This is a genomic window from Mucilaginibacter kameinonensis (assembly GCF_003675385.1).
Lineage (GTDB): Bacteria > Bacteroidota > Bacteroidia > Sphingobacteriales > Sphingobacteriaceae > Mucilaginibacter > Mucilaginibacter kameinonensis.
The window spans coordinates 62,530-88,907 of the sequence record NZ_RCWZ01000006.1; the positions used below are offsets into that span (position 1 = coordinate 62,530).

20 protein-coding genes are annotated in these 26,378 nt (G+C 43.6%); 15 read left to right on the top strand and 5 right to left on the bottom strand.

The features are described 5' to 3' along the window. The 3 genes from EAH55_RS27470 (at position 1) to EAH55_RS27480 (ending at position 3,444) form a co-directional block, all read left to right on the top strand. The gene (locus EAH55_RS27470) at positions 1 to 1,950 is read left to right on the top strand and encodes an OmpA family protein (protein WP_121812516.1); all 1,950 of its coding nucleotides are present in this window, start codon (positions 1 to 3) and stop codon (positions 1,948 to 1,950) included. Positions 1,951 to 2,070: 120 nt separating this feature from the next. Further along, a complete protein-coding gene (locus EAH55_RS27475) occupies positions 2,071 to 2,973 on the top strand; it encodes a glycosyltransferase family protein (RefSeq protein WP_121812517.1) in 903 nt (300 codons plus the stop codon). 84 nt (positions 2,974 to 3,057) lie between these two features. After that, positions 3,058 to 3,444, top strand: a complete 387-nt coding sequence (locus EAH55_RS27480) for a VOC family protein (RefSeq protein ID WP_112568930.1) — start codon at positions 3,058 to 3,060, stop codon at positions 3,442 to 3,444. Between the two features lie 192 nt (positions 3,445 to 3,636). Here the strand turns inward: EAH55_RS27480 and EAH55_RS27485 are convergent, their stop codons facing one another. After that, positions 3,637 to 4,830 (bottom strand): anhydro-N-acetylmuramic acid kinase, encoded by a 1,194-nt coding sequence (locus EAH55_RS27485; protein ID WP_121812518.1) that lies wholly within the window; start codon positions 4,828 to 4,830, stop codon positions 3,637 to 3,639. A 445-nt stretch (positions 4,831 to 5,275) separates the two neighbouring features. Here EAH55_RS27485 and nagB point away from each other — a divergent pair, with 445 nt between their 5' ends. The 4 genes from nagB to EAH55_RS27505 all read left to right on the top strand — a co-directional run bounded on the left by nagB (position 5,276) and on the right by EAH55_RS27505 (position 11,995). Further along, positions 5,276 to 7,195 (top strand): glucosamine-6-phosphate deaminase, encoded by a 1,920-nt coding sequence (gene nagB, locus EAH55_RS27490; RefSeq protein WP_121812519.1) that lies wholly within the window; start codon positions 5,276 to 5,278, stop codon positions 7,193 to 7,195. Positions 7,196 to 7,388: 193 nt separating this feature from the next. After that, entirely contained in the window at positions 7,389 to 8,501 is a 1,113-nt protein-coding gene (locus EAH55_RS27495; protein WP_121812520.1) for an acyltransferase family protein, read from the top strand. 2 nt (positions 8,502 to 8,503) lie between these two features. Beyond that, positions 8,504 to 9,061, top strand: a complete 558-nt coding sequence (locus EAH55_RS27500; RefSeq protein ID WP_162997072.1) for a DUF2059 domain-containing protein — start codon at positions 8,504 to 8,506, stop codon at positions 9,059 to 9,061. A gap of 72 nt (positions 9,062 to 9,133) precedes the next feature. Continuing rightward, on the top strand, positions 9,134 to 11,995 hold the full coding sequence (locus EAH55_RS27505; protein ID WP_121812522.1) for a M16 family metallopeptidase: 2,862 nt from the start codon (positions 9,134 to 9,136) through the stop codon (positions 11,993 to 11,995). A gap of 167 nt (positions 11,996 to 12,162) precedes the next feature. On the opposite strand, the gene EAH55_RS27510 is transcribed toward EAH55_RS27505, so the two are convergent. Further along, a complete protein-coding gene (locus EAH55_RS27510; protein ID WP_121812523.1) occupies positions 12,163 to 12,831 on the bottom strand; it encodes a hypothetical protein in 669 nt (222 codons plus the stop codon). A 123-nt stretch (positions 12,832 to 12,954) separates the two neighbouring features. Here EAH55_RS27510 and EAH55_RS27515 point away from each other — a divergent pair, with 123 nt between their 5' ends. The 7 genes from EAH55_RS27515 to EAH55_RS27545 all read left to right on the top strand — a co-directional run bounded on the left by EAH55_RS27515 (position 12,955) and on the right by EAH55_RS27545 (position 20,520). Then, entirely contained in the window at positions 12,955 to 15,555 is a 2,601-nt protein-coding gene (locus tag EAH55_RS27515) for a ligase-associated DNA damage response DEXH box helicase (RefSeq protein WP_244228390.1), read from the top strand. Between the two features lie 79 nt (positions 15,556 to 15,634). After that, on the top strand, positions 15,635 to 15,952 hold the full coding sequence (locus tag EAH55_RS27520; protein ID WP_121812525.1) for a hypothetical protein: 318 nt from the start codon (positions 15,635 to 15,637) through the stop codon (positions 15,950 to 15,952). Positions 15,953 to 16,143: 191 nt separating this feature from the next. Then, entirely contained in the window at positions 16,144 to 16,479 is a 336-nt protein-coding gene (locus tag EAH55_RS27525) for a tRNA-binding protein (protein WP_121812526.1), read from the top strand. Next, on the top strand, positions 16,480 to 16,956 hold the full coding sequence (locus EAH55_RS27530) for a nucleoside deaminase (RefSeq protein WP_112568912.1): 477 nt from the start codon (positions 16,480 to 16,482) through the stop codon (positions 16,954 to 16,956). 166 nt (positions 16,957 to 17,122) lie between these two features. Further along, the gene (locus EAH55_RS27535) at positions 17,123 to 17,734 is read left to right on the top strand and encodes a superoxide dismutase (protein WP_091220078.1); all 612 of its coding nucleotides are present in this window, start codon (positions 17,123 to 17,125) and stop codon (positions 17,732 to 17,734) included. A gap of 254 nt (positions 17,735 to 17,988) precedes the next feature. Beyond that, positions 17,989 to 19,449: an amino acid permease gene (locus tag EAH55_RS27540; protein WP_121812527.1), complete on the top strand. Its 1,461-nt coding sequence runs from the start codon at positions 17,989 to 17,991 to the stop codon at positions 19,447 to 19,449. Between the two features lie 3 nt (positions 19,450 to 19,452). Continuing rightward, positions 19,453 to 20,520 (top strand): ferredoxin--NADP reductase, encoded by a 1,068-nt coding sequence (locus EAH55_RS27545; RefSeq protein ID WP_121812528.1) that lies wholly within the window; start codon positions 19,453 to 19,455, stop codon positions 20,518 to 20,520. 73 nt (positions 20,521 to 20,593) lie between these two features. Here EAH55_RS27545 and EAH55_RS27550 read toward each other — a convergent pair whose 3' ends face one another. Both EAH55_RS27550 and EAH55_RS27555 read right to left on the bottom strand, forming a co-directional pair. After that, complete coding sequence (locus tag EAH55_RS27550) at positions 20,594 to 21,760, bottom strand: PepSY-associated TM helix domain-containing protein (RefSeq protein ID WP_121812529.1); 1,167 nt, start codon at positions 21,758 to 21,760, stop codon at positions 20,594 to 20,596. A gap of 3 nt (positions 21,761 to 21,763) precedes the next feature. Then, positions 21,764 to 24,184, bottom strand: a complete 2,421-nt coding sequence (locus tag EAH55_RS27555; RefSeq protein WP_121812530.1) for a TonB-dependent receptor — start codon at positions 24,182 to 24,184, stop codon at positions 21,764 to 21,766. Between the two features lie 188 nt (positions 24,185 to 24,372). On the opposite strand from EAH55_RS27555, the gene EAH55_RS27560 reads away from it, so the two are divergent. Continuing rightward, the gene (locus tag EAH55_RS27560) at positions 24,373 to 25,383 is read left to right on the top strand and encodes a virulence RhuM family protein (RefSeq protein WP_121812531.1); all 1,011 of its coding nucleotides are present in this window, start codon (positions 24,373 to 24,375) and stop codon (positions 25,381 to 25,383) included. Here the strand turns inward: EAH55_RS27560 and EAH55_RS27565 are convergent. Beyond that, positions 25,380 to 26,315 (bottom strand): hydrogen peroxide-inducible genes activator, encoded by a 936-nt coding sequence (locus EAH55_RS27565; protein ID WP_112568902.1) that lies wholly within the window; start codon positions 26,313 to 26,315, stop codon positions 25,380 to 25,382. The genes EAH55_RS27560 and EAH55_RS27565 overlap by 4 nt on opposite strands. Positions 26,316 to 26,378: the final 63 nt, after the last annotated feature.

The following is a 26,378-nucleotide window of genomic DNA, read 5'->3' on the forward strand; positions in this document are numbered from 1 at the left end:
ATGAAAAAACTATTACCTTATTTTTTGCTATCGTTTTTTCCGGCAGTTTTATTTGGACAAGCGAAAAACTACAAGGCGCTGGCAGATACTGCATTTAACAAGCATGAGTATTATACTGCCGCATTTTATTACAAGCACATTATTGATGGTACTTCCGCCGAATCAAAAAAAAGCGTGCCTTTAGTGTCAAACACAAAAAGCAGCTCTAAAAAGGACGCATCCAATCAATACATCATCTATCAATTGGCCGAATCATACCGTTTGTATAAAGATTTTACGGATGCTACTATCTGGTACACCAGGATGAGCAATGAAGGATCTGTTGAAAAATATCCTTTAACGCCACTGTGGTATGGGATCTGCCTGCAGGCAAATGGTAAATATGATGAGGCCCTGCCGCAGTTGAGGCAATTTGCAGGTGTTAACCAGGACCCTAAATATACCAAGCTGGCTAATAAAGAAATCACTTCCTGCGAGTACGCCTTGAAGCAAATGGAGCATCCGCGTGCCGTTGATGTATCGCCATTGGTTTTTCTGAATAAAGATCAGGGCGATTATGCCCTCACCGTAAATTTAGGGCGGTATTGGTTCACCTCATCACGTATGGTTGATAAGGATAAATTTTATACCAACAGGATTTACAGCTCGGCTATTTTGGACTCGACAAAAGCCCTGGCTACAAACTTTAACGTATTTGATAAAGAAGGCCAGATCGAATATGCCACACCCGCTCTTGACGGCACCGGTACCAAAATGTACCTCACCCGCTGGTATAAAAAGAATGGGAAAACGGTATCTGCTATTTACTTAAGCCAATTGGTAAACAGCAAATGGCAGCAGCCAGTTAAGTTAAATAATACGGTTAACGCCGAAGGCTATAATTCTAAACATCCTTTTGTTAGTGCCGACGGTAAACGTCTGTTCTTCTCGTCAGACAGGCCGGGTGGCGAAGGAGGCGATGATATCTGGGAAAGTAACCTAGATGATGCCGGGCAGCCAAAAACAGTAAGCAATTTAGGGGATGTTGTAAATACCCCTTATGATGAGCAATCACCATATTATGATGGTCCGGATAAGGTATTGTTCTTTAGCTCGAACGGTTTTATAGGCATGGGCGGTTTTGATGTTTACCGCAGCGATGGCGATTTTGGCCATTGGTCGGCTCCGGTTAACCTGGGTTACCCGGTTAACTCATCTAAAGATGATCTTTATTACAGTATTGATCCTACCAACGCCAACAAATTTTACCTGAGTTCGGCCCGTGGGTCAGATTGTTGTTTAAGCTTATTCACCGGTCAGTATCAATTCTTATACATCAGTGGCCGGGTTATCGATTGCCGCAGCAATACCGGTATGGCAGGTGCAAGGGTGATTTTAAAAGATCCTAACGTGAAAATGGGCCTGGTTGCTAAAGTTACCGATGAAAAAGGCGACTATGTTTTCCAGGTGAAGGAAAAATTGCCAAGCTATAAGCTGGAGATCTCACAAAAAGGATATTTCACTAAAGTTGTGCCGGCCCCGATAGTAAGGCCGGGTATTGACACACTCATTAACCCGGATATCTGTTTGCAGAATTATAAGGTTAATGTGCAAATAGTTATTAATGACATTTACTTTGATTTTGGTAACGCCCATCTCCGGGCCGATTCATATAACACGCTGGATAAACTGGTTGCCATTATGAACGATAATCCCAAAATAAAGATCGAGCTGGGTTCACACACCGATGGGATAGGCAGCGATGCCGGCAATCTGAAATTATCTCAGGCCCGTGCCGAGGCTTGTGTTGATTACCTGTTGTTGCAGGGGATCAAATCATCGCGTATCAAAGCTAAAGGTTATGGAAAAAGAATGCCTATTGCGCCTAATAAATTGCCAAACGGCAAGGATAACCCCGAGGGCAGGCAGCTTAACCGCCGTACCACGTTTACCGTAAAATCGGCAGACTAAAAACAAATTATTTTATTTGTTGGCGATGGCGAGGTTATAGTATAATTTTGTCTTTACAATTAGATGCCCTGCTATATGCGGGGCATTTAATTTCAATATCCTGTCTGCTGAAATCAAACCATGCAAAATATTGCTCCGATAGCCCTTTTTGTTTATAACCGGCCCGACCATACCCGCCGTACCATCAGTTATTTGCAACAAAATTTACTGGCCGATGAATCGCGCCTGTATATTTTTTGTGACGCGGCCAAAACCGATGCCGATAAACCAAAGGTTGAACAGGTGAGGCAACTGGCAAATGATGTGAGCGGATTTAAATCGGTAAAGGTTATCGTGCGTGAACATAACCTTGGTTTGGCCGAGTCCATTATTAGTGGGGTAACGCAATTGGTATATGAGTATGGTAAGGTGATTGTGTTTGAAGACGACCTGTTATCATCGCCATACACCCTGCAATATTTTAATGACGCGTTAGCTAAATACGCCAACCAGGAGCAGGTAATGCACATTGGCGCGTACATGTACAACCTGCATGATAAAACCCTGCCCGAAACTTTCTTTTACCGCGCAGCCACCAGTTGGGGCTGGGCAACCTGGGCACGTGCCTGGAAAAACTTTGAACCCGATGTTGACAAGCTGATAGATCAGTTTGATAACCTCAAAATAGCCCGCTTTTCGATAGAAGGAAAAATGAATTTCTGGAAACAGATTGAGCAATTTAAGGCTGGAAAAAATAATTCCTGGGCTATCAGGTGGTATGCCTCTATCTTTTTAAAGAATGGGTTAACGCTCAACCCGTCGCAGTCGCTTATTCAAAATATAGGGCACGATGGTACCGGTGTGCATTCCAATAACGAAGATATGTACCACGTACAAATGGCGCGCAAACAGGTAACGCAATTTCCGGATGTGCTACAGGAAAATGAGCAGGCCTATAAGGCTATTAAACATTTTCTGGCCAATCGTAAAGGGACGCTGTTACAGCGTGTCAGGCGTTTTGTAAAACAGCAGATGGGCCGCTGAAATAATGTTTTCAAAAACGGTTAGGAATTATTGTTGGGCTTGATTTAAAAGGTATATTTAAGTCTTAAAAATCAAATTTCCACCATGAAAAAAGTAACCGGTATTGGAGGCATCTTCTTTAAAAGTAAAGATCCAAAACAATTGAATGAATGGTATGCCCAAAAGCTTGGTTTTAAAACCAGCGCCTATGGAACCATGTTTCAATGGCGAAAAGACGATGATCCCGATCAAACCGCGCTCACTGTTTGGAACCCTTTTCCGGAAACTACTACTTATTTTGCCCCTTCAACCAAAGAGTTTATGATAAACTATATTGTTGAAGACCTGGAGGGATTGGTTGCTGAGCTCAAAAAAGACGGAGTTACCATCCTTGACGAAATTGCAGCCAGTGAATACGGCAAATTTGTACATATCCTCGATCCGGAAGGAAATAGCATTGAGCTTTGGGAACCGCCTGCTGATGAGGCCTGATTTAAATTATATAGTTGAATCAAATTAAATAGGAGGCACCTACGGAGCCCGAAATATTTTGATTTAATCAAGCTATAAACATGGTACTCCTATGGAGTTGTCTAAAACCTATATTTATAACTCCGTAGGAGTATCATGTTTGTAGCCAAAATATAAATTGTGTTTTGGCTCCGGATGGAGCCTCCTTTTTATTTAAATAGGGAAACAAAACTTACCCATCAACACCGCCGGGTTTGTTCCGATGCAGATTGGCTCACCACATAAAGCTTCATTTCCCAGCAAGGCAAACAGTATAGCTTCTTTAGCATCGGGATTAATACCTAACAAACTGCTATCCTCTATTAAAACGCTGGGCAACAGTTTTTTTAATTCACCAATAACAAAAGGGTTTCTTGCGCCACCGCCGCTGGTGAAAATTTGAATATGATCGCCACAGATATTGTTCTCGATAAAACTTGCTATGGATGCCGCGGTGAAAGCGCTTAAGGTACAAACAAGATCTTCATTGGTAATTTGCCCGCTGCCGGATTGTTGTTGCGCTTCGGCAACCATGTCAAGATTAAATAATTCTGGTCCGGTGGTTTTAGGCGCTTTCTCTTTAAAAAATGGATGAGAGAGAAGCGCTGTTAACAACCCTTCATTCACATTGCCACTGTAAGCTATAGCCGAATCTTCATCATAAGGCTTATCGAAATATTTGCGACAGGCAGCATCGATAAGCGTATTTCCGGGGCCGATGTCTGTGCAGATGACGCGGTTAAAATCGCCATCGCCGGGCAGCCAGGTTAAGTTGGCTATGCCGCCTATGTTTAAAAGCACCCGGTTTTCGCCGGTTTTATTGCCTAATAAAACATCGCCGTACAAGGCCAGAGGCGCACCTTCGCCTCCGGCCGCAATATGTTTCTGTCTGAAATCGCTGATGGTTAATATCCCTGTTTTTACAGCGATATGATCGCCATCGCTAATTTGCAGGGTGGCATTAGGATAGTTTTTATGCAGATGTAAGCGTTCAGGGGCATGATAAATAGTTTGGCCGTGACTGGCGATGAAATCAACATTTTGGGGATCGATACGCCATCGTTCAAGAGCCTGCAATATTAACTCTGCATGGTAGGCGCCGATATAGGCATTTAATAAAGTGACTTTTTCAAGATTTGCACTGCGCTTTGCAAATACCTGCTGAACTTCCTGCTTAAACTCATCAGGGTAGGGGATGGTGATAAATTGCAGCAACTCAAATTGGCTGTTTAAACCATGCCCTGTAAATTGACACAAAGCAATATCAAGGCCATCCAACGAAGTACCCGACATAAGGCCAATGCCCATTTTTGATGGTTTTTGAGCAATGCTGAACAGGCGTTGCAGGTTATGGTTTAATGGTATCATGGGCTTAAATTACAATTTGTGCGACAACCCACAAAAGTAGGGGTAAACACATTTAAATATTTAGTAACGATGACTTGTTATTAATATAGCTAACGAAGCAAGGGTATGCTGTTAACAAACTGATAGCATCTAAACGATACTTGTTTTGTGGCCTGATGCTTGTTAAATGACGCAGGTCTCATAAGCACCCGCTTTCGCCAATAATTGGCACTAACATTCACTTGTGTTAGTTGAACAAAAATATCACTTTAGTGTAACCCCTGTATGGTTTTAAATAATTGATTATAAGTTATTTATAAATTAAATATTTGAAAAGTGTTAAGTCGTGTTAACCCCTGTTGCAAACTGTTTGTGCTGCTGCAAAAGTTAAAATAATAGTGGCGCTATGTAAATATCTGATATATTTGTTTTGAACAACTAACCTCAAATACATTTCCTAAAATTCATGGCACGATTAAATTTATTGGAAGAGACGCGTTACGAGAAGTTACCTGTAAGCGTGTACGGCAACCAGCACGAAGCCTCAGTGGCAGTAGCGAACCGGATAGCAGATCTGATTCGCTCAAAACAAGCCAAAGGCGAAAAAGCGGTATTAGGACTTGCCACGGGTGTAACCCCTATCGGGGTTTACGCCGAACTGGTAAGGTTGCACAAAGAAGCAGGCTTGAGCTTTAAAAATGTGATCACTTTCAACCTGGATGAGTACTACCCCATGAAACCCACAGCTGCCCAAAGCTATGTGACGTTCATGTACGAAAACCTGTTTAGCCATATTGATATAGATAAAGCTAATGTGCATATCCCTGATGGCACACTGGATAAAGACGCGGTAGCGGGCTACTGTTTGGCTTACGAAAAGCAGATTGAAGAGTTGGGTGGGTTAGATCTCCAGATCCTGGGTATCGGTCGTACAGGTCACATCGGTTTTAACGAGCCGGGTTCGGCGCCTAACTCAGGTACCAGGATGGTTACTTTAGATGACCTGACCAGAAGTGACGCTTCAAGGGATTTTGGTGGTAAAGCCAACGTGCCAACCAAAGCGATCACGATGGGTATCGGTACCATCTTCAAAGCAAGGGAAATCATATTGATGGCCTGGAGCAAGAAGAAAGCCCCGATCATCAAAAAAGCGGTAGAAGGTGAAATCTCCGGTGATGTACCTGCAACTTACCTGCAACTGTCAGAACATGTAGAATTTGTATTGGACGAGGCAGCTGCATCAGAATTAACCAGGTTTGATACCCCATGGCTGGTAAAAGATTGTATTTGGGATAACCAGTTGAAAAAGAAAGCGGTGATCTGGCTTGCTAATGAAATCAACAAACCGGTACTGAAACTAACCGAAGAAGACTATAACAACCACGGTATGGCCCAGCTTGCGGTAGAACAGGGCCCGGTATACAATATCAACATCGATATCTTTAACCAGATTCAGCATACCATAACCGGCTGGCCAGGTGGTAAACCAGATGCTGATGACTCGCAAAGGCCGGAAAGGGCACTGCCAGCCAAAAAACGCTCAATCATTTTTTCACCGCATCCGGATGATGACGTAATTTCAATGGGCGGTACCTTTATCCGTTTGGTAGATCAGGGGCACGACGTGCATGTAGCTTACCAAACTTCAGGTAACACCGCTGTATGGGATGATGATGTATTGAGGTATATGGAATTCGCGATTGACTTTACCAACAGCATCGGCGAGGACACCGCTCATCTTCAAAAATCATATGAAGATATGCGTGCTTTCTTCCCAACCAAACAACCTAACCAGATCGACACACAGGAGATCAGGAACGTAAAAGGCTTTATCAGGAAAACAGAAGCTATCTCAGGCGCACGATATGCAGGTTTGCAGGACGATCATATCCACTTTATGGCCCTGCCGTTTTACGAAACAGGCAAGATCAAGAAGAACTCAGTAGGTGAAGAAGATATCCAATTAACTATCGAATTGCTTCAAAAAGTAAAACCGCAACAAATCTTTGCGGCAGGCGACTTTGCTGATCCTAATGGCACCCACCTGGTATGCTTCAAGATCATCTTAGCTGCTCTGGAGAGATTAAAAGGCAAAGAAGCATGGGTAGAAGACTGCTGGCTGTGGATGTACCGTGGCGCATGGCACGAGTTTGAAACTCATGAAATAGAAATGGCTGTGCCATTATCTCCACAGGAGGTGATCCGTAAGCGTAACGCGATCTTCAAACACCAGTCGCAAAAAGACAGGCCTGTATTCCCGGGTGACGATGCAAGGGAATTTTGGGTACGTGCAGAAGACCGTACCCGTGACACGGCCCAACGCTACGACCGCCTTGGCCTTGCCGAATACGAGGCTATGGAAGCGTTTAAGCGATATATGTTTTAATGAAATAAATCAATGGCCCGCGAAGAACGCGGGCCATTGGAATAGATAAAAGCGCTGACTTTGTGCGATTCCCCTCTTGAGAGGGGTGTAGGGGTGTGTTTCTCTTCAAGCGATGAAACACACCCCTGCCAAAGCACACATCCTGCCCGCCCCCCTCTCAAGAGGGGAGTTTTGAACCTGATCATAGACCAATATGACCTCAACCATAACCGAAAAACCCAAACGCCTGCTATCTCTTGATGTATTTCGTGGGGCAACCATCGCAATGATGATCCTCGTTAATGACCCCGGCGATTGGGGGCACATCTACGCCCCACTTGAACACTCCAAGTGGAATGGTTGTACACCTACCGATCTGGTTTTTCCGTTTTTCCTGTTCATGGTTGGCGTATCGGTTATATATGCTATGGAAAGCAAAAAGGCTACGGTATCGCACAGTAAACTTATTTTGAAAGCGCTGCGCCGTACCGTGATCTTGCTGCTCATCCCCTGGATAACGCAATTGATCTTTCATCCCGATGGCGGATTGGCGCATTTACGCTTGCCGGGCGTGCTGCCCCGTATTGGTTTGGTGTACTTTATCAGCACTGTGCTTTATCTCAAAACATCACAAAAAACACGCGACTGGATCTTTGCCGGTGCCCTTATTGGCTATTTCATTATCATGACCTGCATCCCGGTACCGGGAGTAGGTTATGCCAATCTCGAACCGGAAACCAATATGGGAGCCTGGATAGACAGGCTGGTATTTAGCCCCGATCATCTTTGGCGTGAATCGCATACCTGGGACCCGGAAGGTTTGCTGGGAACTATACCCGCAGTAGCTACAGCCCTGTTTGGCATTCGCGTTGGCAGCTGGCTTAAACGTAAAGACCGCGACGACCAGGTAAAAACCAACTGGCTGTTTGCATATGGCGTGATAGCTGTTGTTGCCGGCTTGTTTTGGGATTTGTTTTTCCCCATTAACAAAGCCCTGTGGACAAGCTCATTTGTGTTATATACCGGCGGACTTGCCACCATTGGCTTGGCCTTAAGCTACTGGCTGATAGACATACAGGGGTATAAAAGATTTACTTATCCCTTTGTGGTATTCGGTGTTAATGCCATTACGGCTTATGTACTTTCGGGTTTTATTCCGCATTATATGGGGATGATTAAAATTGGTGGCCATTCAATTTATCAAACATTTTTCGCGCCTTATTTTTCGCCGGTAAATGCTTCGCTGGTAAGCGCTATATTTACCGTATTGATTTTATGGATAGTGATGTGGGGATTCTACCTCAAAAAGATTTTTATAAAAATTTAAATATGAACCTAAAACTTAAACTTATCGCGTTTGCCGGTGTAATCCTGTTTTTTTCATCAAGCTTAAAAGCGCAAACTACAGAACAAACCTTAACTCCTACACACCTGGCAGCAGCCCAGCAAATGTTGCTCGCGCTTGGTATTGATAAACAATTTGGAACAATAGTTACTAATCAGATTGATGCTTTAGCTAATCAGGCACCGGAAGATAAAAGAGCTGGTTTTAAAAAGGTTATGAAAACCTTTATGGATAAATATTTTACCTGGGATTTACTTAAGGATAAAATGATGGCTATTTACGCCAATGAATTTACCGAGGACGAACTGAAACAGATAACAACTTTTTATAATTCGCCTGTTGGCCAAAAAGTTGGCCAAAAATTACCTTCACTAATGCAAAAGGGAATGATGGTTGGCCAGGAGGCTGTAGAAGCGCATAAAGAAGAGTTACAACAAATGATTCAGGAGGAGTTCGCACAAAAAACAGACCCGCCTGTAGTGAAAGAACAAGTTTTACCGGCTACAAAGAAACCTGCTTCAAAAAGTCTTTCAAAACATTAAATTTCCCGAACCATACTTTGTAACTAAGATTTTCGTTTTGCATCTTAGCACCCTGATTATTCAAACTTTATAATGAACCTGAACAAATACGTTCCGCTGGCTTTGCTGGCTTTAACTCTTTCGGCAGGCAGTGCCTTTGCCCAGGTTAAAAAGAAACCTGTTCCATCTCCAAAAAATAAACCCGGCGCTCCGGCAATTGCCCCAAAAAGCGATGTTTTACCGGTTGATCAAAGCGTGATCATTGGCAAATTGCCCAATGGTTTAACTTATTACATCCGCGCTAATGCCGAGCCTAAAAGCCGGGCCGAGCTTTACCTGGTTAACAAAGCGGGTTCTGTTTTGGAAAACGACGATCAGCAGGGTTTAGCACACTTTACCGAGCACATGGCATTTAATGGCACACGCGATTTTCCTAAAAACCAGATGGTTGACTACCTGCAAAAAGCAGGCGTGAAATTTGGTGCCGATTTAAACGCTTATACTTCATTTAACGAAACTGTATTCCAGTTGCCTTTACCAACAGATACCGTAGCTGTGTTTGAAAAAGGGTTTAACATACTGGCTAACTGGGCAGGTTATGTGAGCTTTGATCCGGCAGAAATTGACAAAGAGCGCGGTGTTGTTTTAGAGGAGGAGCGTCTTCGTGGTAAAAACGCGCAGGAACGTATGCAGCAGCAAACATTGCCGGTATTGCTTAATAACTCAAGGTATGCGCTCCGCTTGCCTATTGGTAAAGAAGATATCCTTAAAAACTTTAAGCCGGAAACCATCAAAGCTTTTTACCAGGATTGGTACCGCCCCGATTTGCAGGCTGTAATCGCTGTTGGCGATTTCGATCCGAAGCGCGTTGAGGCACTCATCAAACAAAATTTTTCTCAGCTTAAAAACCCGGCTGCCGAAAAACCAAGAACAAAATATTCAGTTCCTGCTACCCCCGGTACTGCGGTTAAAATTGTAACCGATCCGGAGAATCCTTATACCATAGCGCAGATCATTGTTAAACATCCGGGTACGCCTACCAAAACTACCGGCGATTATATGCAGCAGGTAAGGGTACAGCTATTTAACCAGATGCTGAACGCGCGTTTGAATGAGTTGTTACAAAAGCCTAATCCGCCTTTTTTATATGGCCGTACCAACTATGGCAATTTTATAGGCGATCAGGATGCTTATACTTCACTGGTTGTTGCCAAGCCCGGCGAGCTTGAAAAAGCCGTTAAAGCCGTAGTGGCCGAATCAGAACGGGCCCGCAAATTTGGCTTCACCCTAACCGAGCTTGAACGCGCCAAACAAGACGCGCTGGTAGGCATAGGTAACGCTTATCGCGAAAGGGATAAAACGCCGTCAGTTAATTTTGTGCGTGAATACCAGGCCAACTTTTTAACCGGTGAGGCTATACCCGGTATCGATTATGAGTATAATTTCTACATAGGCAATATCTATAAAGTTAGTTTATCTGATATGAACGCCATGGCCGGCAAATTTATCAGCGATCAAAATCGCGTAGTGATAGTACAAGCGCCGGACAAAGAGAAAGCCAATCTGCCCGATGATAAAACATTGCTGAACTGGATTGCTACCGGCGGTCAGAATGTTACTGCGTATATTGACAACGTATCGAGCGAGCCTTTGCTGGCCAAAATACCTGAAGGCAGCAAAGTTGCCAAACAGGACACGGATGAAGCCATAGGCGCAACTACCCTTATCCTGGGTAACGGTCTGAAAGTAATTTTAAAACCAACCGAATACCGTAATGATCAGATCCTGATTAACGGATATGCTTTTGGTGGCACATCATTAGCCAGCGATGACGAATTTACATCGGTAAATCTTGCCGCGTCTATTATCAGCGGCAGCGGTATAGCGCAGTTTAACCAAGGTATGCTTGATAAAAAGCTGGCCGGTAAAAACCTGAGCATTTCGCCATATATCAGTGAATTTGCCCAGGGTATTTCGGGAAGCTCTTCACCTGCCGATTTTGAAACCGCCCTGCAGTTGATATACCTTTACTTTACCCAGCCACGTAAGGACAAAGATATCTGGGATGCCAACATTGATCAAACCAGGTCGATATTGAGTACCCGTGGGCTTGACCCAGGAAGCGTTTACCAGGATACGGTATCGGCTGTATTAAGCAATTACAACTTCCGAGGTATGGTTACTACTATTCCGCGGTTAAACGCGGCTACGCTTGATAAGGCTTATGATTTTTATAAAAAGCGTTTTGCCGATGCAAGCGGTTTTACCTTTACACTGGTTGGTAACTTTGATGTAGCAACGGTTAAGCCATACCTTGAACATTACCTTGGCGGCTTACCTTCAACTAACAGCAAGGAGACCTTTAAAAATATGAATATTCAGCCGCCGGCGGGTGTGATCACCAAAACTGTAAATAAAGGCGTTGGCGATAAAAGCACGGTACAATTGGTATTCAGCGGCGATTATGATTACAACGACGCCAACAATATCCAGGTTGACGCGCTGGAAGAAGTACTGAACATTAAACTGATTGAGCGTTTGCGTGAGCAGGAAAGCGGTGTTTACGCGCCGGGGGTAAGGGCAAGCTACCGTAAAATTCCGGGAGGCCGTTATACCTTTACCATATCTTTTGGTTGTGCGCCCGAAAATGTGGATAAGCTGATCAACGCTACTATGGAAGAAATTGGTAAGATTAAACAGAATGGTGCTTTGCCTGCAGATATCCAGAAGTTTATTGCAGAAGAAGCACGTTCAACCCAGCAACAGCTTAAACAAAACGTTTTCTGGGCAGGCTATCTTGCGGCTACATCACAAAATGGCGAAAACCCGGATCAGATTTTGGCCCATGTGAGCAGTCTTGAACAGGTAACCCCGCAAACAACAAAAGATGCCGCTAATAAATACCTGAGCGGCAAAAATCTTATTAAACTGATCTTAATGCCTGAAAAGAAGTAAGGTAATAGATAATATGGTAAAAGAGGCCTTTCCCATTGGGACAGGCCTCTTTTGTTATGTTGTAGAGACGCATAATTGCGTCTTCCCTTAGGACAAGCGGCTGTGTTTGTCTATCGAGATTTGCATGCGGGAGACGCAATTATGCGTCTCTACATTGAATCGCTATCTCAATGCATATTTAAATAAGCCACAGCAGTATCATTGGCTTTATGCACTACCACGCCAATACATTTACCATTGCCATCTATTTCAAAAGATATTCCTTTAGCCAAATCGGTATACACCTGCACTTTGCCGCCGGCTTTGTTATAGGTTGATGTTGGTTTCAGGGTATAAGTTTTTTGGATCTCCTGTTTGGATGAACCTACGCCAACTCCGTCCCCGGTTTTAAGTTTAGTCGAAGTCACCAAAATCTTTTGCACATGATTTACCGACTCGTCTTTCCCGCCCATGTTATGATGCGTGAAAACCGCGGTGCGATTGCCCGAAGGATTATGGCCGGAAAACCAAACCAATAATGAGCTGCCCATAGCCGAGTCCGAACTGTCGGGCTTCCCTAATTGATTTATCACGTTTTGAACGTCATCATTCAAAACAATATGTCCGATACTTTTGCCGGGTGTTATCAGCCAATCAGACTGAGAAGTGTTAGATGCGCCTGTATCCGATGCCATGGTATGATGTAAAGTAGTATCGTTTTTATCGCCGAGATGCTGGCCTACGGTATCCTTGGGTATTTTATTAGTATCGGCTATAGTGGCCGGTTTATTCTTGTTGTTTCCGCAAGCTAAAAGGCAAATAGCTGTGGAAACTATTATTAAGCTATTTTTGATCATATGACTATAACCAATTTAATGGTTATTTTGTTGGCTCGGTTATTCAGGCTATAACCAAACAATAAAAAATTTGTTAAAGGGATAATGACAAGCAAAGGCCAAGAGGTTATACAGCAATGGTACATGGAAAAAAACTGGGAGCAGTTTCCTTTCCAGGCCGAAATGATGGACGCATATCTCGGAGGCTATTCCGGGTTGTTGAATGCCCCAACCGGCAGCGGTAAAACCTTTGCATTATTCCTGCCATTTTTAGCCGGTTTTATTAACGCTAATCCTGAGACCTATAAAACCAGACAAAACAATGGTCTGCTGATGCTTTGGATAACACCTTTACGAGCGCTTACCAATGATATCCGCAAAGCCATGCAGGAAGCCTGCGATGAGATCGGTTTGCCCTGGCGCATTGCTACCCGCACAGGGGATACCCCGGCAGCAGAAAAGCAGGCTTTGAAAAAAAAGCTTCCCGAGGTTCTGCTTACCACTCCCGAAAGCCTGCACCTGATGCTGGCTCAAAAAGAATATCCTAAGCTATTTAATCAACTACAGGTAGTAGTTATTGATGAATGGCATGAGTTGCTGGGGACTAAGAGGGGTGTACAGGTGGAGCTGGGGTTGTCCAGGCTAAAGAACCTCGCTTCAGTTGGCAGTGATAACCGGTTTGCAGTTGACAGTTTGCAGTTTGCAGAAAGCAATGGCGGATCAGGGGGGAATGCGAATGAAAATAAAAACCGCCAACTGCCCACTGCTCACTGCCCACTGAAAATCTGGGGCATCTCCGCTACCATCGGCAACCTCGAACAAGCTGCCGAAGTTTTATTAGGTGATGATTTTCCACAGGAGCAGGTAAAAATGGTACGCGCCAACCTGGAGAAAAAGCTGGATATCCGGTCTATCATTCCTCAAAATATCGAAAACTATTCGTGGGCGGGACATATCGGTTTAAAACTGCTGCCCGAGGTAATGGAGATAGTGGCCAAAAGTAAAACCACACTGATCTTCACTAATACCCGTTCACAGTCTGAGATCTGGTACCATGCCATTTTAGATAATTACCCCGAATACGCCGGTATTATGGCTATGCACCATGGTTCGCTGGATAATGAGCTGCGCAACTGGGTGGAAGCTGCCCTGCATGCCGAGGCATTGAAGCTGGTGGTATGTACCTCAAGTCTGGATTTGGGCGTGGACTTTCGTCCTGTAGATACTGTGGTGCAGGTTGGCAGTCCTAAAGGTGTAGCCCGTTTTATGCAGCGCGCCGGTCGAAGCGGTCACCATCCGGGAGCTACATCGCTGGCCTATTTTGTGCCTACGCATTCGCTCGAGTTATTGGAGGGGGCGGCATTGAAGGAGGCCATCAAGGCAAAGATCTTTGAAAGCCGCGATCCAATGCTGCTTACCATGGATGTGCTGATCCAGTACATGGTTACGCTTGCTGTATCGGACGGTTTCAAAGCCGAAGATCTTTTTAAAGAAGTTAAAACCACCTATGCCTTTGCCGATTTAAGCCGGAACGAATTTGGGCAGTTACTTGATTTCATCACCAGCGGTGGCAAAACACTTGCGCAGTACGATGAATTTTTAAAGGTTGAGGTTGAAAATGGGGTATATAAAGTGAACAGCCGACGGGTGGCCATGCGGCACCGCTTAAGTATCGGTACTATCACCAGTGAACTAAGCATCCGGGTAAAGTGGCTTAGTGGCGGGAGTCTTGGTACTATTGAGGAGTCATTTGTATCAAAGTTAAAGCCAGGTAATACTTTTTGGTTCGCCGGACGAAGTCTGGAGTTTGTGCGGGTAAAAGAGATGACGGCCTACGTTAAAAAATCAAATTCAACAAAAGGTATCATCCCAAGCTGGAACGGCGGGCGAATGCCTTTATCATCGCAACTGGCAGCAGTGTTCAGGCTTAAGCTGGATGAAGTTGCTCATGGTGTTGAGCGCGATGTGGAGGTTAAAGCTTTAAAACCGCTTTTTAAGTTGCAGCAAAAGTTATCGCACCTGCCTCAAAGTCACGAGTTTTTGATAGAGTCATTCAAATCAAAAGAGGGGCACCATTTGCTCTTTTATCCTTTTGAAGGGCGCCTGGTTCATGAGGGTATGGCATCGTTACTGGCTTATCGCATCAGTAAAATAAAGCCTGCCAGTTTTTCCATCGCCATGAATGATTACGGATTTGAATTGCTGGCTGATGAGGATATCCCTATCGAGGAAGCACTGGAAGATGCGAGCTTTTTTTCGTTGGATAACCTGATTGATGATATTCAACATAGCCTTAATGCCAATGAGATGGCCCGACGCCGGTTCAGGGATATAGCGCATATTGGTGGATTGGTATTTACGGGCTATCCCGGTCAGCAGGTTAAGAATAAGCATTTGCAGGCATCAACCTCATTGCTGTTTGAGGTTTTCAGCGAATATGAACCTGATAACCTACTGGTGCGTCAGGCCTACAATGAAGCGCTTGCTTTTCAGTTAGAGGAGTTCAGGTTAAGGGCAGCTTTACAGCGCATCCAAACGCAAAATATCATTTTGAAAGTTATTGAGCGGCCAACCCCTTTCGCATTCCCAATTATGGTTGATAGCCTTGGCCGCGAAAAACTCACTACCGAAACCATGGAAGAGCGCATAGCCAAAATGGCCCGTAGCTATGGTGCCGAGGGTGTTGCTGAGCCGGCAGAGCGTAAAAGCAGAAAGCCTGGGATAACGAGAAAGAAGGGTTTCTAAACGGTTAACAAATTTGTTACCGGAAGCACGTTAAACTTCTCGCTTATTTATCGCTCATACGGATATACACTTATCCAATATGAAAAACTTAAAACTAAACCATTTCATCGTTCTGCTGAGCCTTTTCCTGGCATCATGCGCTACAACCAGTTATCTTGGCGACACCTATCCGGCAACGGAAAAAGTAGACGTATTTTACGATGCTAAAGATGTGAAGAAGGATTACAAAGTAATAGGTCACCTGGCCATCGCTTACACCCCAAATGCAGCAGAAGCCAAAAACGACCTGTCAATTAAAGCCCGTGAAGTTGGCGCAGACGGCATTATCATTTTACAGGTAGATGGGAATAACGAGAAAGCCACTATCAGGGCCGATGCGATAAAGTACAACAAATAATTAGTCTTTAAATTATAAAGTATGTCATTGCGAGCGAAGCGTGGCAACCGCACGGAAGCATGGTCACTCTGTATAGCATGCGATTGCTTCGTCGTTCCTCCTCGCAATGACATATATATGATTGTAACTTTGTCTACGGACTACTATGCCTGTAGTTTATAACTACAGGCATATTTTTTACCTTTGCCGGCATGGAAACCATCACCTGGCATGATTTTGAAAAAGTAGAACTCCGCGTAGGCACTGTATTGGAGGCAATTGATTTCCCTGAGGCTCGAAAACCGGCCTTTAAGGTAAGGGTTGATTTTGGCGGGTTCGGCATCCGGTGGTCGAGCGCGCAGATCACCAAACATTACACCAAAGAGGAACTTGTTGGCAGGCAGATAGTAGGTGTAACAAACTTTCCTAAAAAACAGATCGCCAATTTTATGTCGGAGTTTTTGGTTACCGGCTTTGCCGACGAAAACGGTGATATCGTATTAACCGCTGTTGAAAAACCTGTGCCAAACGGCAGCAAACTTATTTAAATGAGATATATCAGTTTTGAGGATGAGGCCTCGATATCGCCCGACGAATATTTTATGGGCGAGGCTTTAAAGGAAGCCCGTTATGCGTTTGAGGAAGATGAGATTCCTATCGGTGCAATAGTTGTTTATAATGGCCGGATTATAGGTCGCGGACACAACCTTACCGAGCGCCTTAATGATGTATCGGCCCATGCCGAAATGCAGGCGCTTACCGCCGCTGCTAATTTAATGGGTGGAAAATACCTGCAGGGCTGTACTTTATACGTTACTATGGAGCCCTGCGTTATGTGCGCCGGGGCATCATACTGGTTCCAGGTAAGCAAGATCGTGTTTGGGGCGTATGATAACAAATTGGGATTCGGTCGTATCAATCAAAAAATAACCCATCCTAAAACTGTAATTACCGGGGGCATCCGCGAAGCCGAATGCAGCCAGCTCGTAAAAGATTTTTTTAAGGGGAAGAGGAAAAAGGGTTAATAGTTCATGGATCATAGTTCATGGTAATGGAAAATAGCTATGAACCATTAACCATCAACTATGAACTAAACAAAACATGACAATTATTTAGAACAAATACTTCTGTCAACGCTTATATTTGTTACGTCACAACAAACATTAAACTTTAAAATTAACAACTAAAATTATGGCATTTACACTACCGGCGTTATCCTACGCTACTGATGCTTTGGAACCGCACATTGATAAACTGACCATGGAAATTCACCATGGAAAACATCACCAGGCTTATGTTACCAACTTAAACAAAGCTTTGGAAGGTAAACCGGAAGCCGATAGCAATATCGACGATATCATCAAAAATATCTCTAAATTCCCTGCTGCTGTGCGTAACAACGGCGGTGGTCACTACAACCACACTTTGTTCTGGACTTTGTTATCACCAAATGGTGGTGGTGAGCCTACAGGTGCTTTGGCTGATGCTATTAAAAGCACTTTCGGTTCATTTGCCGATTTCAAAACTAAAGTATCTGAAGCTGGTGCAACCCGTTTCGGTTCTGGCTGGGCCTGGTTAATTGTTACTGCTGATAAAAAATTAGCTGTAACTTCAACTCCTAACCAGGATAACCCATTAATGGATATCGCTGAGGTTAAAGGTACCCCAATCTTAGGTATCGACGTTTGGGAGCACGCTTATTATCTGAAATATCAAAACCGTCGTCCGGATTACTTAGCAGCTATCTGGAACGTTATTAACTGGAACCACGTTGCTGAGCTTTACGCAAAAGCAACTGCTTAATTTATTTAAGCGCATAAATTTAAAGCGGCAGGATCTGATGGTCCTGCCGCTTTTTTGTTTTAATCTCCACCCGTCATTGCGAGGCACGAAGCAATCCCCGATGTTAAAGGGAGGCATGCATAGCCGCTCTGCTTATTTGGGATTGCTTCGTGCCTCGCAATGACGGAATGAAGAAGCATATTTTTTACTTCCTAATTATATCCCATCTCCCTATCAATCCCATAATCTACTAACTTTGTGGACTTTTTTATATTATGATCAAAAAGCCCATAGAAACCCTGCTCCGCGAATCAAAGGAAGAAGGCGAACATTCATTAAAACGCTCATTGGGGCCGGTTAACCTGATTTTAATTGGGATAGGCATCATTATAGGGGCAGGTTTATTTTCCTTAACGGGGATAGCAGCTGGTCAGCATTCGGGCCCGGCGGTAACTATATCTTTCCTGATAGCCGCTGTAGGTTGTGCATTTGCCGCGCTTTGTTATGCCGAGTTTTCGGCTATGATACCTGTTGCAGGGAGTGCTTACACCTACTCGTACGCCACCATGGGCGAACTTTTTGCCTGGATCATTGGCTGGGACCTTGCGCTTGAATATGCTGTGGGTGCGGCAACGGTGGCTATTAGCTGGTCGCAATACCTGACTAAGTTTTTATCATGGTTTGATCTGTATTTGCCGCCACAACTTACACTTTCGCCTTTTGAAACGGCCAAGGCTGCTAATGGGGATGTTATAAACGGGATTATTAATTTACCGGCCGCCTTAATAGTAATTTTAGTTACCAGTATCATTATTCGCGGCACCAAAGGTTCTGCATTGGTTAATGCCATTATTGTAACCCTGAAGGTAGGGGTGGTGCTGGTGTTTATAGCTGTAGGCTGGTCGTTCATTAATCCGCAAAACTATCATCCGTACATTCCGCAAAACACCGGTGTTTGGGGCGATTATGGCTGGTCGGGTATATTGAGAGGGGCAGGACTGGTATTCTTTGTATTTATCGGTTTCGATGCAGTATCAACCGCGGCGCAGGAAGCTAAGAACCCTCAGCGTAATATGCCTATCGGTATCATTGGTTCATTACTGATCTGTACGGTATTATTTATCGTGTTTGCGCACGTCATGACGGGGATGGCCAATTATAAAGAGTTTATAGGTTCAGGCGCTCCCGTTGCTATCGCCATCGAAAAAACACATTACCAATGGCTAAGCAAGGCTATTGTATTGGCTATATTGATAGGTTATACTTCGGTGATCCTGGTTGACCTATTGGGACAATCACGCGTATTTTTCTCTATGTCGAAAGATGGATTATTGCCAAAAGTATTTTCGGAAGTGCACCCTAAATTTCGTACCCCCTGGAAATCGAATATCATGCTTTGCGCTTTTATAGCCTTGTTTGCCGCTTTTGTGCCGATACGTGTGGTTGGCGAAATGACCAGTATTGGTACCCTGCTGGCCTTTGTAATGGTTTGCGCGGGTGTTCTTATTTTGCGTAAACAACAGCCCAATATTCACCGACCATTTAAAACGCCGCTTGTTCCATTGGTGCCCGTATTGGGGATATTGACTTGCTTTGCCATGATGACATTTTTACCGGGCGATACCTGGTTGCGATTGATCATCTGGCTTGCAATTGGTTTGGTTATATACTATACTTACGGCAAAAAGAACAGCGTTATCCGCAGAATGCTTGAGGATAAACACCAGCGCTATTAATTGATGACTGAAAACATTTTAAAACTAAAAGTTGAACGCGTAAAATGGGAAACTCCTGATACTGCTACATTTTACTTGAGCAGTACAAAAGGTGAGGCTATCCCGTACACAGCAGGTCAGTTTATCACTCTGATATTTAACCATAGGCAGCAAGAGATCAGGCGTTCGTATTCCTTAAGTTCATCGCCTGATGAAGCTTACCTGGCAATAACTGTAAAGCGCATTACCAATGGAGAAATCTCCAGGTTTATGCTTACTAAAATAAAAGAAGGGGATGAGTTGACAGCCCTTGCGCCGGCGGGTCGTTTTACCATTAGCGATTATCAACAACAGAAAGACATATTTTTATTTGCGGCCGGGAGTGGTATCACACCGGTTTTTTCTCAGCTGAAATATATCCTTGGCCGGGAAGGCAAAAGCCGGTTGGTACTGATCTATAGCAATCAAAATGCTGCATCTGTTTTATTTAAGGATGAGCTTAATAAATTGGCGGCTGATCAACCTGAAAGGCTTACTATTATTCACTTGTTGAGCAGTGAAGCTAACCGCCTTAATACCGATAAGGTAGAAAAGCTGGTTAAACAACATGCCCGTTTTAACTTGGCAGATGCCGAATTTTACCTGTGCGGCCCATTTGCGTATATGCGCATGATCCGCTTTGATCTGGTGTACATGGGGGTTGATCAGGCCAAAATTCGCAAGGAAAATTTTGTGCTTGAAACGGTTGCTGTAAAAAGTGGTATTACCAGTTTCGCTCCGCAAAACATTAAAATAAAATACCGGGGCGAACTGCATGATATTATGGTAGGCGAAAACCAATCCATATTACAGGCTGCGCTGCAAAACAACATTCCATTACCTTATAGTTGCCGGGGTGGGGTATGCTCAACCTGTATGGTCAAATGCACCGGCGGTAAAGTAGAGATGGTAAAAAATGATGTGCTTACTGATGCCGATCTTGCCCAAGGCTGGATCCTGACTTGCACCGGGCATCCGTTGGACGATGGGGTAGTGATTGAGTTAAAAAAAAACATGTCATTGCGAGCGATAGCGTGGCAATCTCGTAGCTAATGCAAAATGGATAAGCACAGCTACGAGATTGCTTCGTCGTTCCTCCTCGCAATGACATAATGTTTGAAAGTAGTTACTTGGCCGACAAATGCTGCCTTACAGTGCGGCGATGCACCACTGATTTAACCTTTTTTGATTTGGTTTTTTTGCGTTTTCCCAACCAGATAATTAAGCCGGTAATGGGCAAGCTGGCACAAATTAAGCTGGCCAGGAAAGCGATAATTTTACCCGGAAGTCCCAGGATCTGACCTACGTGAATATCATAGTTCATATTATTCATCTTCATGCCGGCACTTTTTTGCTCGTGCGCTGTGCGGTTCAGCAGCTTTCCGGTGTATTTGTCGAATGAATAGCTGTCACTTTCATAGTAGTGCAGGGCCTGTGCATATGCGGTTACACCAACTGCGCCCGCCTTTGTCGCATCGTCATAAATTAAAAACATTTCGGCCTTGGGTGAAGCTGCTTTAGCTGCCAGGTAAGCTTTGTTGATAACCTGGGTAGTATCTATTTTCCCATTCAGTAACGAATCCGACTTGAAAACTGCCTTTTCTTCTGGATGTGCTTTGCCCAGATTAGCAGCTGCGTAAATCCCTTCGCGCATCCAGTCAAATGATATGGAAAGACCGGTTATGGCTAATATGATAGCCACACTTGTTGCATAAAAGCCTAAAACATTATGCAGGTCATAATTCACCCTTCTCCAGCGACCGCCCCATTTAATAGTGAAGCTGCGTTTGCGATCGCTTTTGCGTTTTGGCCACCAGAGTATAATACCGGTGATCATCAGCACCACAAAAATAATTACCGAAATGCCTACCACCAAAGTGCCAATATTGGCCGGTAATAACAAGTACAAGTGGATGTACTCAACTATGATGAAGAAATTTGTAGTAGGGCTTTCGGTGTGTATGATCTTACCTGTATAAGGGTTCTGGTATACAAACAGTAAACCGTCCTTCTTATCGGTTACCAAGACTCCTGCCGGGCGCCCGATGCCATAATAATAAACATAACTGGCGGTAGCGCCTTTGCGGCCTTTCAGCGCCTCCGCTTTAAGGATGGATGGCGCTATGTATGGCTTGTTTTGTACCTCAACCTTACGGTAGCTGTGTATGGCATCCTGGATCTCGTCCTGAAAACAGAAAATACAGCCGGTGATACTCACTATAAACACCACAAGCCCGGAGATAAATCCGAGCCAGCGATGTATGAATAGTAATGCTTTTTTAAAAGGCGTCATTCATTAAAATTTATAGGTGGCGCTCAGTGCAAAGCTTCTTAATTTTTGAGGGTTCACAGTGCCATAACCTATCCAGTATTTCTGGTTAGTAAAGTTATCTAACTTGGCGCCAAACCTGTACCTGTTGGTATCGTAAAATGCCGATGCATTCAGTATAGTATATGATGGCAGTGTAAATACACCTAAGGTGCGGCTGTTGATAACCTTGTTATCGCTGGCATAATTGCCGCCAATACCAAAGCCTAAACCTTTAACTGCGCCTTGTTGAATTTTGTAGCTTGCCCAGAAGCTGGCCTGGTAAGGTGAACCCGCTGTTGCAGGCCGCAGACCTTCAACCGTAGCGTCGGCAGTTTTGGTGAGTTTTGAATTATTGTAAGTAAAGCCAGCGGTTAAGTTTAATCCTGGTACTGGGTTCGCGATTACTTCGGCTTCAAAGCCTTTGCTGAATTGTGTACCATCCTGTACAGAAAGCACCGGGTTTACGGTAGACGGGCGTACAATATCTTTTACCTTGATATCATAGTAGCTTACGGTACTGCTTAATTTGCCATCAAACAGATCTAATTTTACACCACCTTCAATTTGATTGGCCTGCTCAGGTTTAAGTGGTTTGTTGTTTTCGGTAGTACCGGTTTGGTTGTTAAAGCTGTTTTGGTAGTTGGCAAATAACGATACGTGATCTTTTACCGGCTGGTAAACCAGGCCAAATTTTGGAGAGAACGCGGTTTGTTTATAAGCGCCGGAAGTTTTTTGTGAAACCGGGTCGTAGTTACCTTTATTGTCAAACCTGTCTACACGTAAACCTGCCGATGCCATTAACTCATCGGTAATGTTAAATACATCTGAAATATAAGCACTATAAGTATTACGTTTATACATGGCCGGATAGGTAAAACCTATGTTACCTGCTGCATACATGGCGTCCAGCGCGGCACCGTTAAAATTGCTGTAGTTGTGGTTGCCGGTTACTGATACAGTATCAAGTGTACTGCCGTAGAAGTACTGCTGCGAATTTTCCCTGAAGAAATCCAGACCGCCAACAAATCTGTTACGGAACTTGCCTATTTTGAAATCGCCATTAAAGTTTTGTTGAACCTCGAACATGTCATCCTTGCTGTTGCGGGTAGCCTGGTCGTTTCGTGAAATCATATCGCCTGGCAATAGATAATAATAAAGACCATGGCCATCTGAATAGCTATGTGTATAGCTCAGGTTGGTACGTGAGGTCCAGGCATCAGAGATCTTGTATTTTACTTCGCCATAGAAGTTTTTGTTTTGCGATATCTGAGTAAGACCGTCACCGTGGTAGCTTTGCCTGTAATCAATATTTGATTTATCGGGACTGCTGAAACCCATTTGTTCAACTGTTAACCCATAAGGGAAAAAGTAGATAGTTTTGCCTACGTTTTTGCCGTAAGACAGTTCCGCATCGGCACTGATGGTTAACCTGTCGTTAGCTTTGTAAACGATGCTTGGGTCAATAACCACATTGCGGGAAAAGCCATTATTCTGAAAACTACCGTCGTGGTTAAACGCGGTATTTAAGCGGAATAGTACTTTTTTATCTTTATCAAGAGGAGTGTTGATATCTGCGCTACCACGGTAAAAACCGAAGTTGCCGCCTGATAAACTCACCTCACCACCAAAGGTGTCATAAGGCTTTTTAGTTACACGATTGATTAAACCACCGTATGATGTTAGCGCGTTGCCAAACAAAGTACCAGATGGGCCTTTGATCACTTCAATTCTTTCAATATTTGCTGCATCAACGCTGTTGGTAACCTTACCGGCAATACCGTTGCGAATAGAGCTTTGCACAATAAAACCGCGGCTGTTGAAATAAGCACCACCATCACCCCCGCGACCGGTTGCATCCCACATTTTTTGTAAACCCGGGGTATTCCTCAGCGCGTCATCAACAGAAAAAATTAATTGTTCCTGGATCAGTTGGCTGCTAATTGTGTTGTAAACCTGCGGGTTTTCGAGGTTGGCTAATGGCATTTTAGCCACATCTTCGCTGCGGGTGCGTTTAAATTTATTGGTTTTGTTTGCGTTGATATTTACTTCCTGTAAACCATGAACGGTATTATCAACAGTTATGGTTTGAAGATTAGTTGTTTGGCCTGCCTTTACGCTTACAGCCTTTTCCTGACCTTTTGCGCCAACCTCGGATATGACCAGCGTGTAGTTCCCTTCAGGAGCTTTGATTTCGAAGAGTCCGTTTTCGTCGGTAATAGTACCAAACTTGGTGCCTTTAAGTGTTACCGATACGTTTTCGGCCGGGTCGTTTTTTATGGTAATAACTTTACCTTTTAGAGTACCCCTTGCTTGCTGCGCCAGAGTAGGGAGTGTATTAATAAGCAGCAATAGCGCTAAAATTGTGAGAGGAAATAGCTTTTTGAAAGCTTGTAGGGGTTGATTCATTGTTATTTAGACTAAATATAAATAATTGCGCAAAAGTAGTCATGCAAGTGTTATAATGCAAATTATTTATAATAAATCTAAATAGAGTGATTTTATGTGTTGATATTCAGTGATTTGTGTGATGTTTAAATGTTTTTATTCTGGCTTTGTTAACTTAGCGAACGAGGATTTACTATCTGACATAAATCATGGACGAAACGCCTAAGCGAAATGATATTATAATTTACAGTACACCTACTGGTAACGTGAAAGTTGAAGTTATATTTAACGACGAAACTTTTTGGCTCACACAAAAGCGCATGGCGGAATTGTTTGGTGTGGAAAGTAATACTATTACATACCATTTGAAAGAAATTTTCAAATCAGGCGAGCTTGTACTTGAGGCAACTACTCGAAAAATTCGAGTAGTTCAAAAAGAAGGTAATAGAGATGTAAATAGGGAAACAGATTTCTACAACTTAGATGCTATCATTGCTGCTGGCTACCGCGTTAATAGCTTCCAGGCTACTCAATTTCGGATCTGGGCAACAAAAACGTTAAGGGAATTCATAGTTAAAGGCTTTGTTTTGGATGATGATCGCCTAAAGCAAGGAAAAAGTTTCGGCAAAGATTACTTTGATGAACTTCTTGATCGTATCAGGGAGATACGCGCAAGCGAACGTCGGTTTTATCTCAAGATTACAGATATTTACGAGCAATGCAGTGTCGACTACAGTAAAGATGCAGAGGTGACTCAAGCCTTTTTTAAAACGGTTCAAAATAAATTGCATTTTGCTATATCGGGTAAAACTGCCGCTCAAATTATTGCGGAGAGGGCGAGCGCTGATAAACCACATATGGGTTTACAAACATGGAAAAATGCTCCGGCTGGGAAAGTATTAAAAGGAGATATCAGTATTGCCAAAAATTATCTGATTGAGAAGGAGATCAAGGAGTTGGAGCGGGTGGTTGCCATGTATTTGGATTTTGCCGAATTACAGGCTTCGAGACAGATACCCATGAAAATGACCGATTGGATAAGCCGTCTCGACGCTTTTCTTCAGTTTAATGAGTATCAAATATTGAAAGATGCCGGTAAGGTAAAACATGAAGTCGCCGTCAAATTAGCTGAAAAGGAATATGAAAGATTCCGGGTTATTCAGGACCAGAATTTTGAAAGCGATTTTGATAAAGAAATAAAAAGAATAAAAAAGGACTAAATATCCATCACTTCCTTTTTCTTTTTGCTCTTCATCCGCTTGGGCACAAATTCCAATATCTCAGCTTTTAAAGCTTCAATCATGCGGCGTTTTAAAAAATTGCGCTGTATCACAATGCTTACCTCGCGCGCCGGCTCAGGCGATTTAAAATAGCGCACTTTATCCAGTTGCTTTTCGCTCAGTTCGGATAGAGCCAGTTCGGGTAGGATGGTGGCCCCATTATTTTGGTCTACCATGCGTTTAAGGGTTTCAACGCTGCCGGTGTTGTATTCAAAGTGCTGAAAACCGCGGGTTGATTTACGTCGCTGGCAAATGTTCAATACCTGTTCGCGCATGCAGTGGCCTTCGTTCAAAATCCAGATCTCCTCCATATCTATATCATCCGGAACGATGTTTTTCTTTTTAGAGAGCTTACTGTTTTTGGATACATAGGCTACAAAGTTTTCATAAAACACCGGGATCTCTGTAAGGTTACTTTCATGCAGCGGCGTGGAGAGGATCCCGCAATCCAGCATGCCCAGTTTTAACTGTTGAATGATCTCCTCGGTAGTTTGTTCCCACACAATCAGTTTTACCTGCGGATATTTTTCGATAAAACCATGAATGATTTTGGGTAAGATATAAGGAGATACGGTAGGAATAATGCCAACTCTTAATTCTCCTGAAAGTTCCTTTTGTCTGTCGGAAATGATCTCTTTGATCTTTTCGCTTTCAGACAGCATTACACGTGCCTGGCTAATGATTTCAATGCCTATTTCAGTAGGGACTACCGGTTGTTTGCTCCTGTCAAAAATCTTGACACCAAGTGTATCTTCCAGTTTTTGTACCTGCATACTCAGCGTTGGCTGGGTAACAAAACATTTTTCGGCGGCCAAAACAAAGCTTCGGTAGGTATCAACCGCCACAATATACTCCAGTTGTGTAATAGTCATGTAATATAGATAAATGCTATGCAAAGATAATAATTATTGATTTTTTCTATTGAAATATTTTCG

Coding starts and splice junctions, on each gene's coding strand:
- EAH55_RS27470 (WP_121812516.1), top strand. CDS start 1: ATGAAAAAACTATTACCTTATTTTTTGCTATCGTTTTTTCCGGCAGTT.
- EAH55_RS27475 (WP_121812517.1), top strand. CDS start 2,071: ATGCAAAATATTGCTCCGATAGCCCTTTTTGTTTATAACCGGCCCGAC.
- EAH55_RS27480 (WP_112568930.1), top strand. CDS start 3,058: ATGAAAAAAGTAACCGGTATTGGAGGCATCTTCTTTAAAAGTAAAGAT.
- EAH55_RS27485 (WP_121812518.1), bottom strand. CDS start 4,830: ATGATACCATTAAACCATAACCTGCAACGCCTGTTCAGCATTGCTCAA.
- nagB (WP_121812519.1), top strand. CDS start 5,276: ATGGCACGATTAAATTTATTGGAAGAGACGCGTTACGAGAAGTTACCT.
- EAH55_RS27495 (WP_121812520.1), top strand. CDS start 7,389: ATGACCTCAACCATAACCGAAAAACCCAAACGCCTGCTATCTCTTGAT.
- EAH55_RS27500 (WP_162997072.1), top strand. CDS start 8,504: ATGAACCTAAAACTTAAACTTATCGCGTTTGCCGGTGTAATCCTGTTT.
- EAH55_RS27505 (WP_121812522.1), top strand. CDS start 9,134: ATGAACCTGAACAAATACGTTCCGCTGGCTTTGCTGGCTTTAACTCTT.
- EAH55_RS27510 (WP_121812523.1), bottom strand. CDS start 12,831: ATGATCAAAAATAGCTTAATAATAGTTTCCACAGCTATTTGCCTTTTA.
- EAH55_RS27515 (WP_244228390.1), top strand. CDS start 12,955: ATGGAAAAAAACTGGGAGCAGTTTCCTTTCCAGGCCGAAATGATGGAC.
- EAH55_RS27520 (WP_121812525.1), top strand. CDS start 15,635: ATGAAAAACTTAAAACTAAACCATTTCATCGTTCTGCTGAGCCTTTTC.
- EAH55_RS27525 (WP_121812526.1), top strand. CDS start 16,144: ATGGAAACCATCACCTGGCATGATTTTGAAAAAGTAGAACTCCGCGTA.
- EAH55_RS27530 (WP_112568912.1), top strand. CDS start 16,480: ATGAGATATATCAGTTTTGAGGATGAGGCCTCGATATCGCCCGACGAA.
- EAH55_RS27535 (WP_091220078.1), top strand. CDS start 17,123: ATGGCATTTACACTACCGGCGTTATCCTACGCTACTGATGCTTTGGAA.
- EAH55_RS27540 (WP_121812527.1), top strand. CDS start 17,989: ATGATCAAAAAGCCCATAGAAACCCTGCTCCGCGAATCAAAGGAAGAA.
- EAH55_RS27545 (WP_121812528.1), top strand. CDS start 19,453: ATGACTGAAAACATTTTAAAACTAAAAGTTGAACGCGTAAAATGGGAA.
- EAH55_RS27550 (WP_121812529.1), bottom strand. CDS start 21,760: ATGACGCCTTTTAAAAAAGCATTACTATTCATACATCGCTGGCTCGGA.
- EAH55_RS27555 (WP_121812530.1), bottom strand. CDS start 24,184: ATGAATCAACCCCTACAAGCTTTCAAAAAGCTATTTCCTCTCACAATT.
- EAH55_RS27560 (WP_121812531.1), top strand. CDS start 24,373: ATGGACGAAACGCCTAAGCGAAATGATATTATAATTTACAGTACACCT.
- EAH55_RS27565 (WP_112568902.1), bottom strand. CDS start 26,315: ATGACTATTACACAACTGGAGTATATTGTGGCGGTTGATACCTACCGA.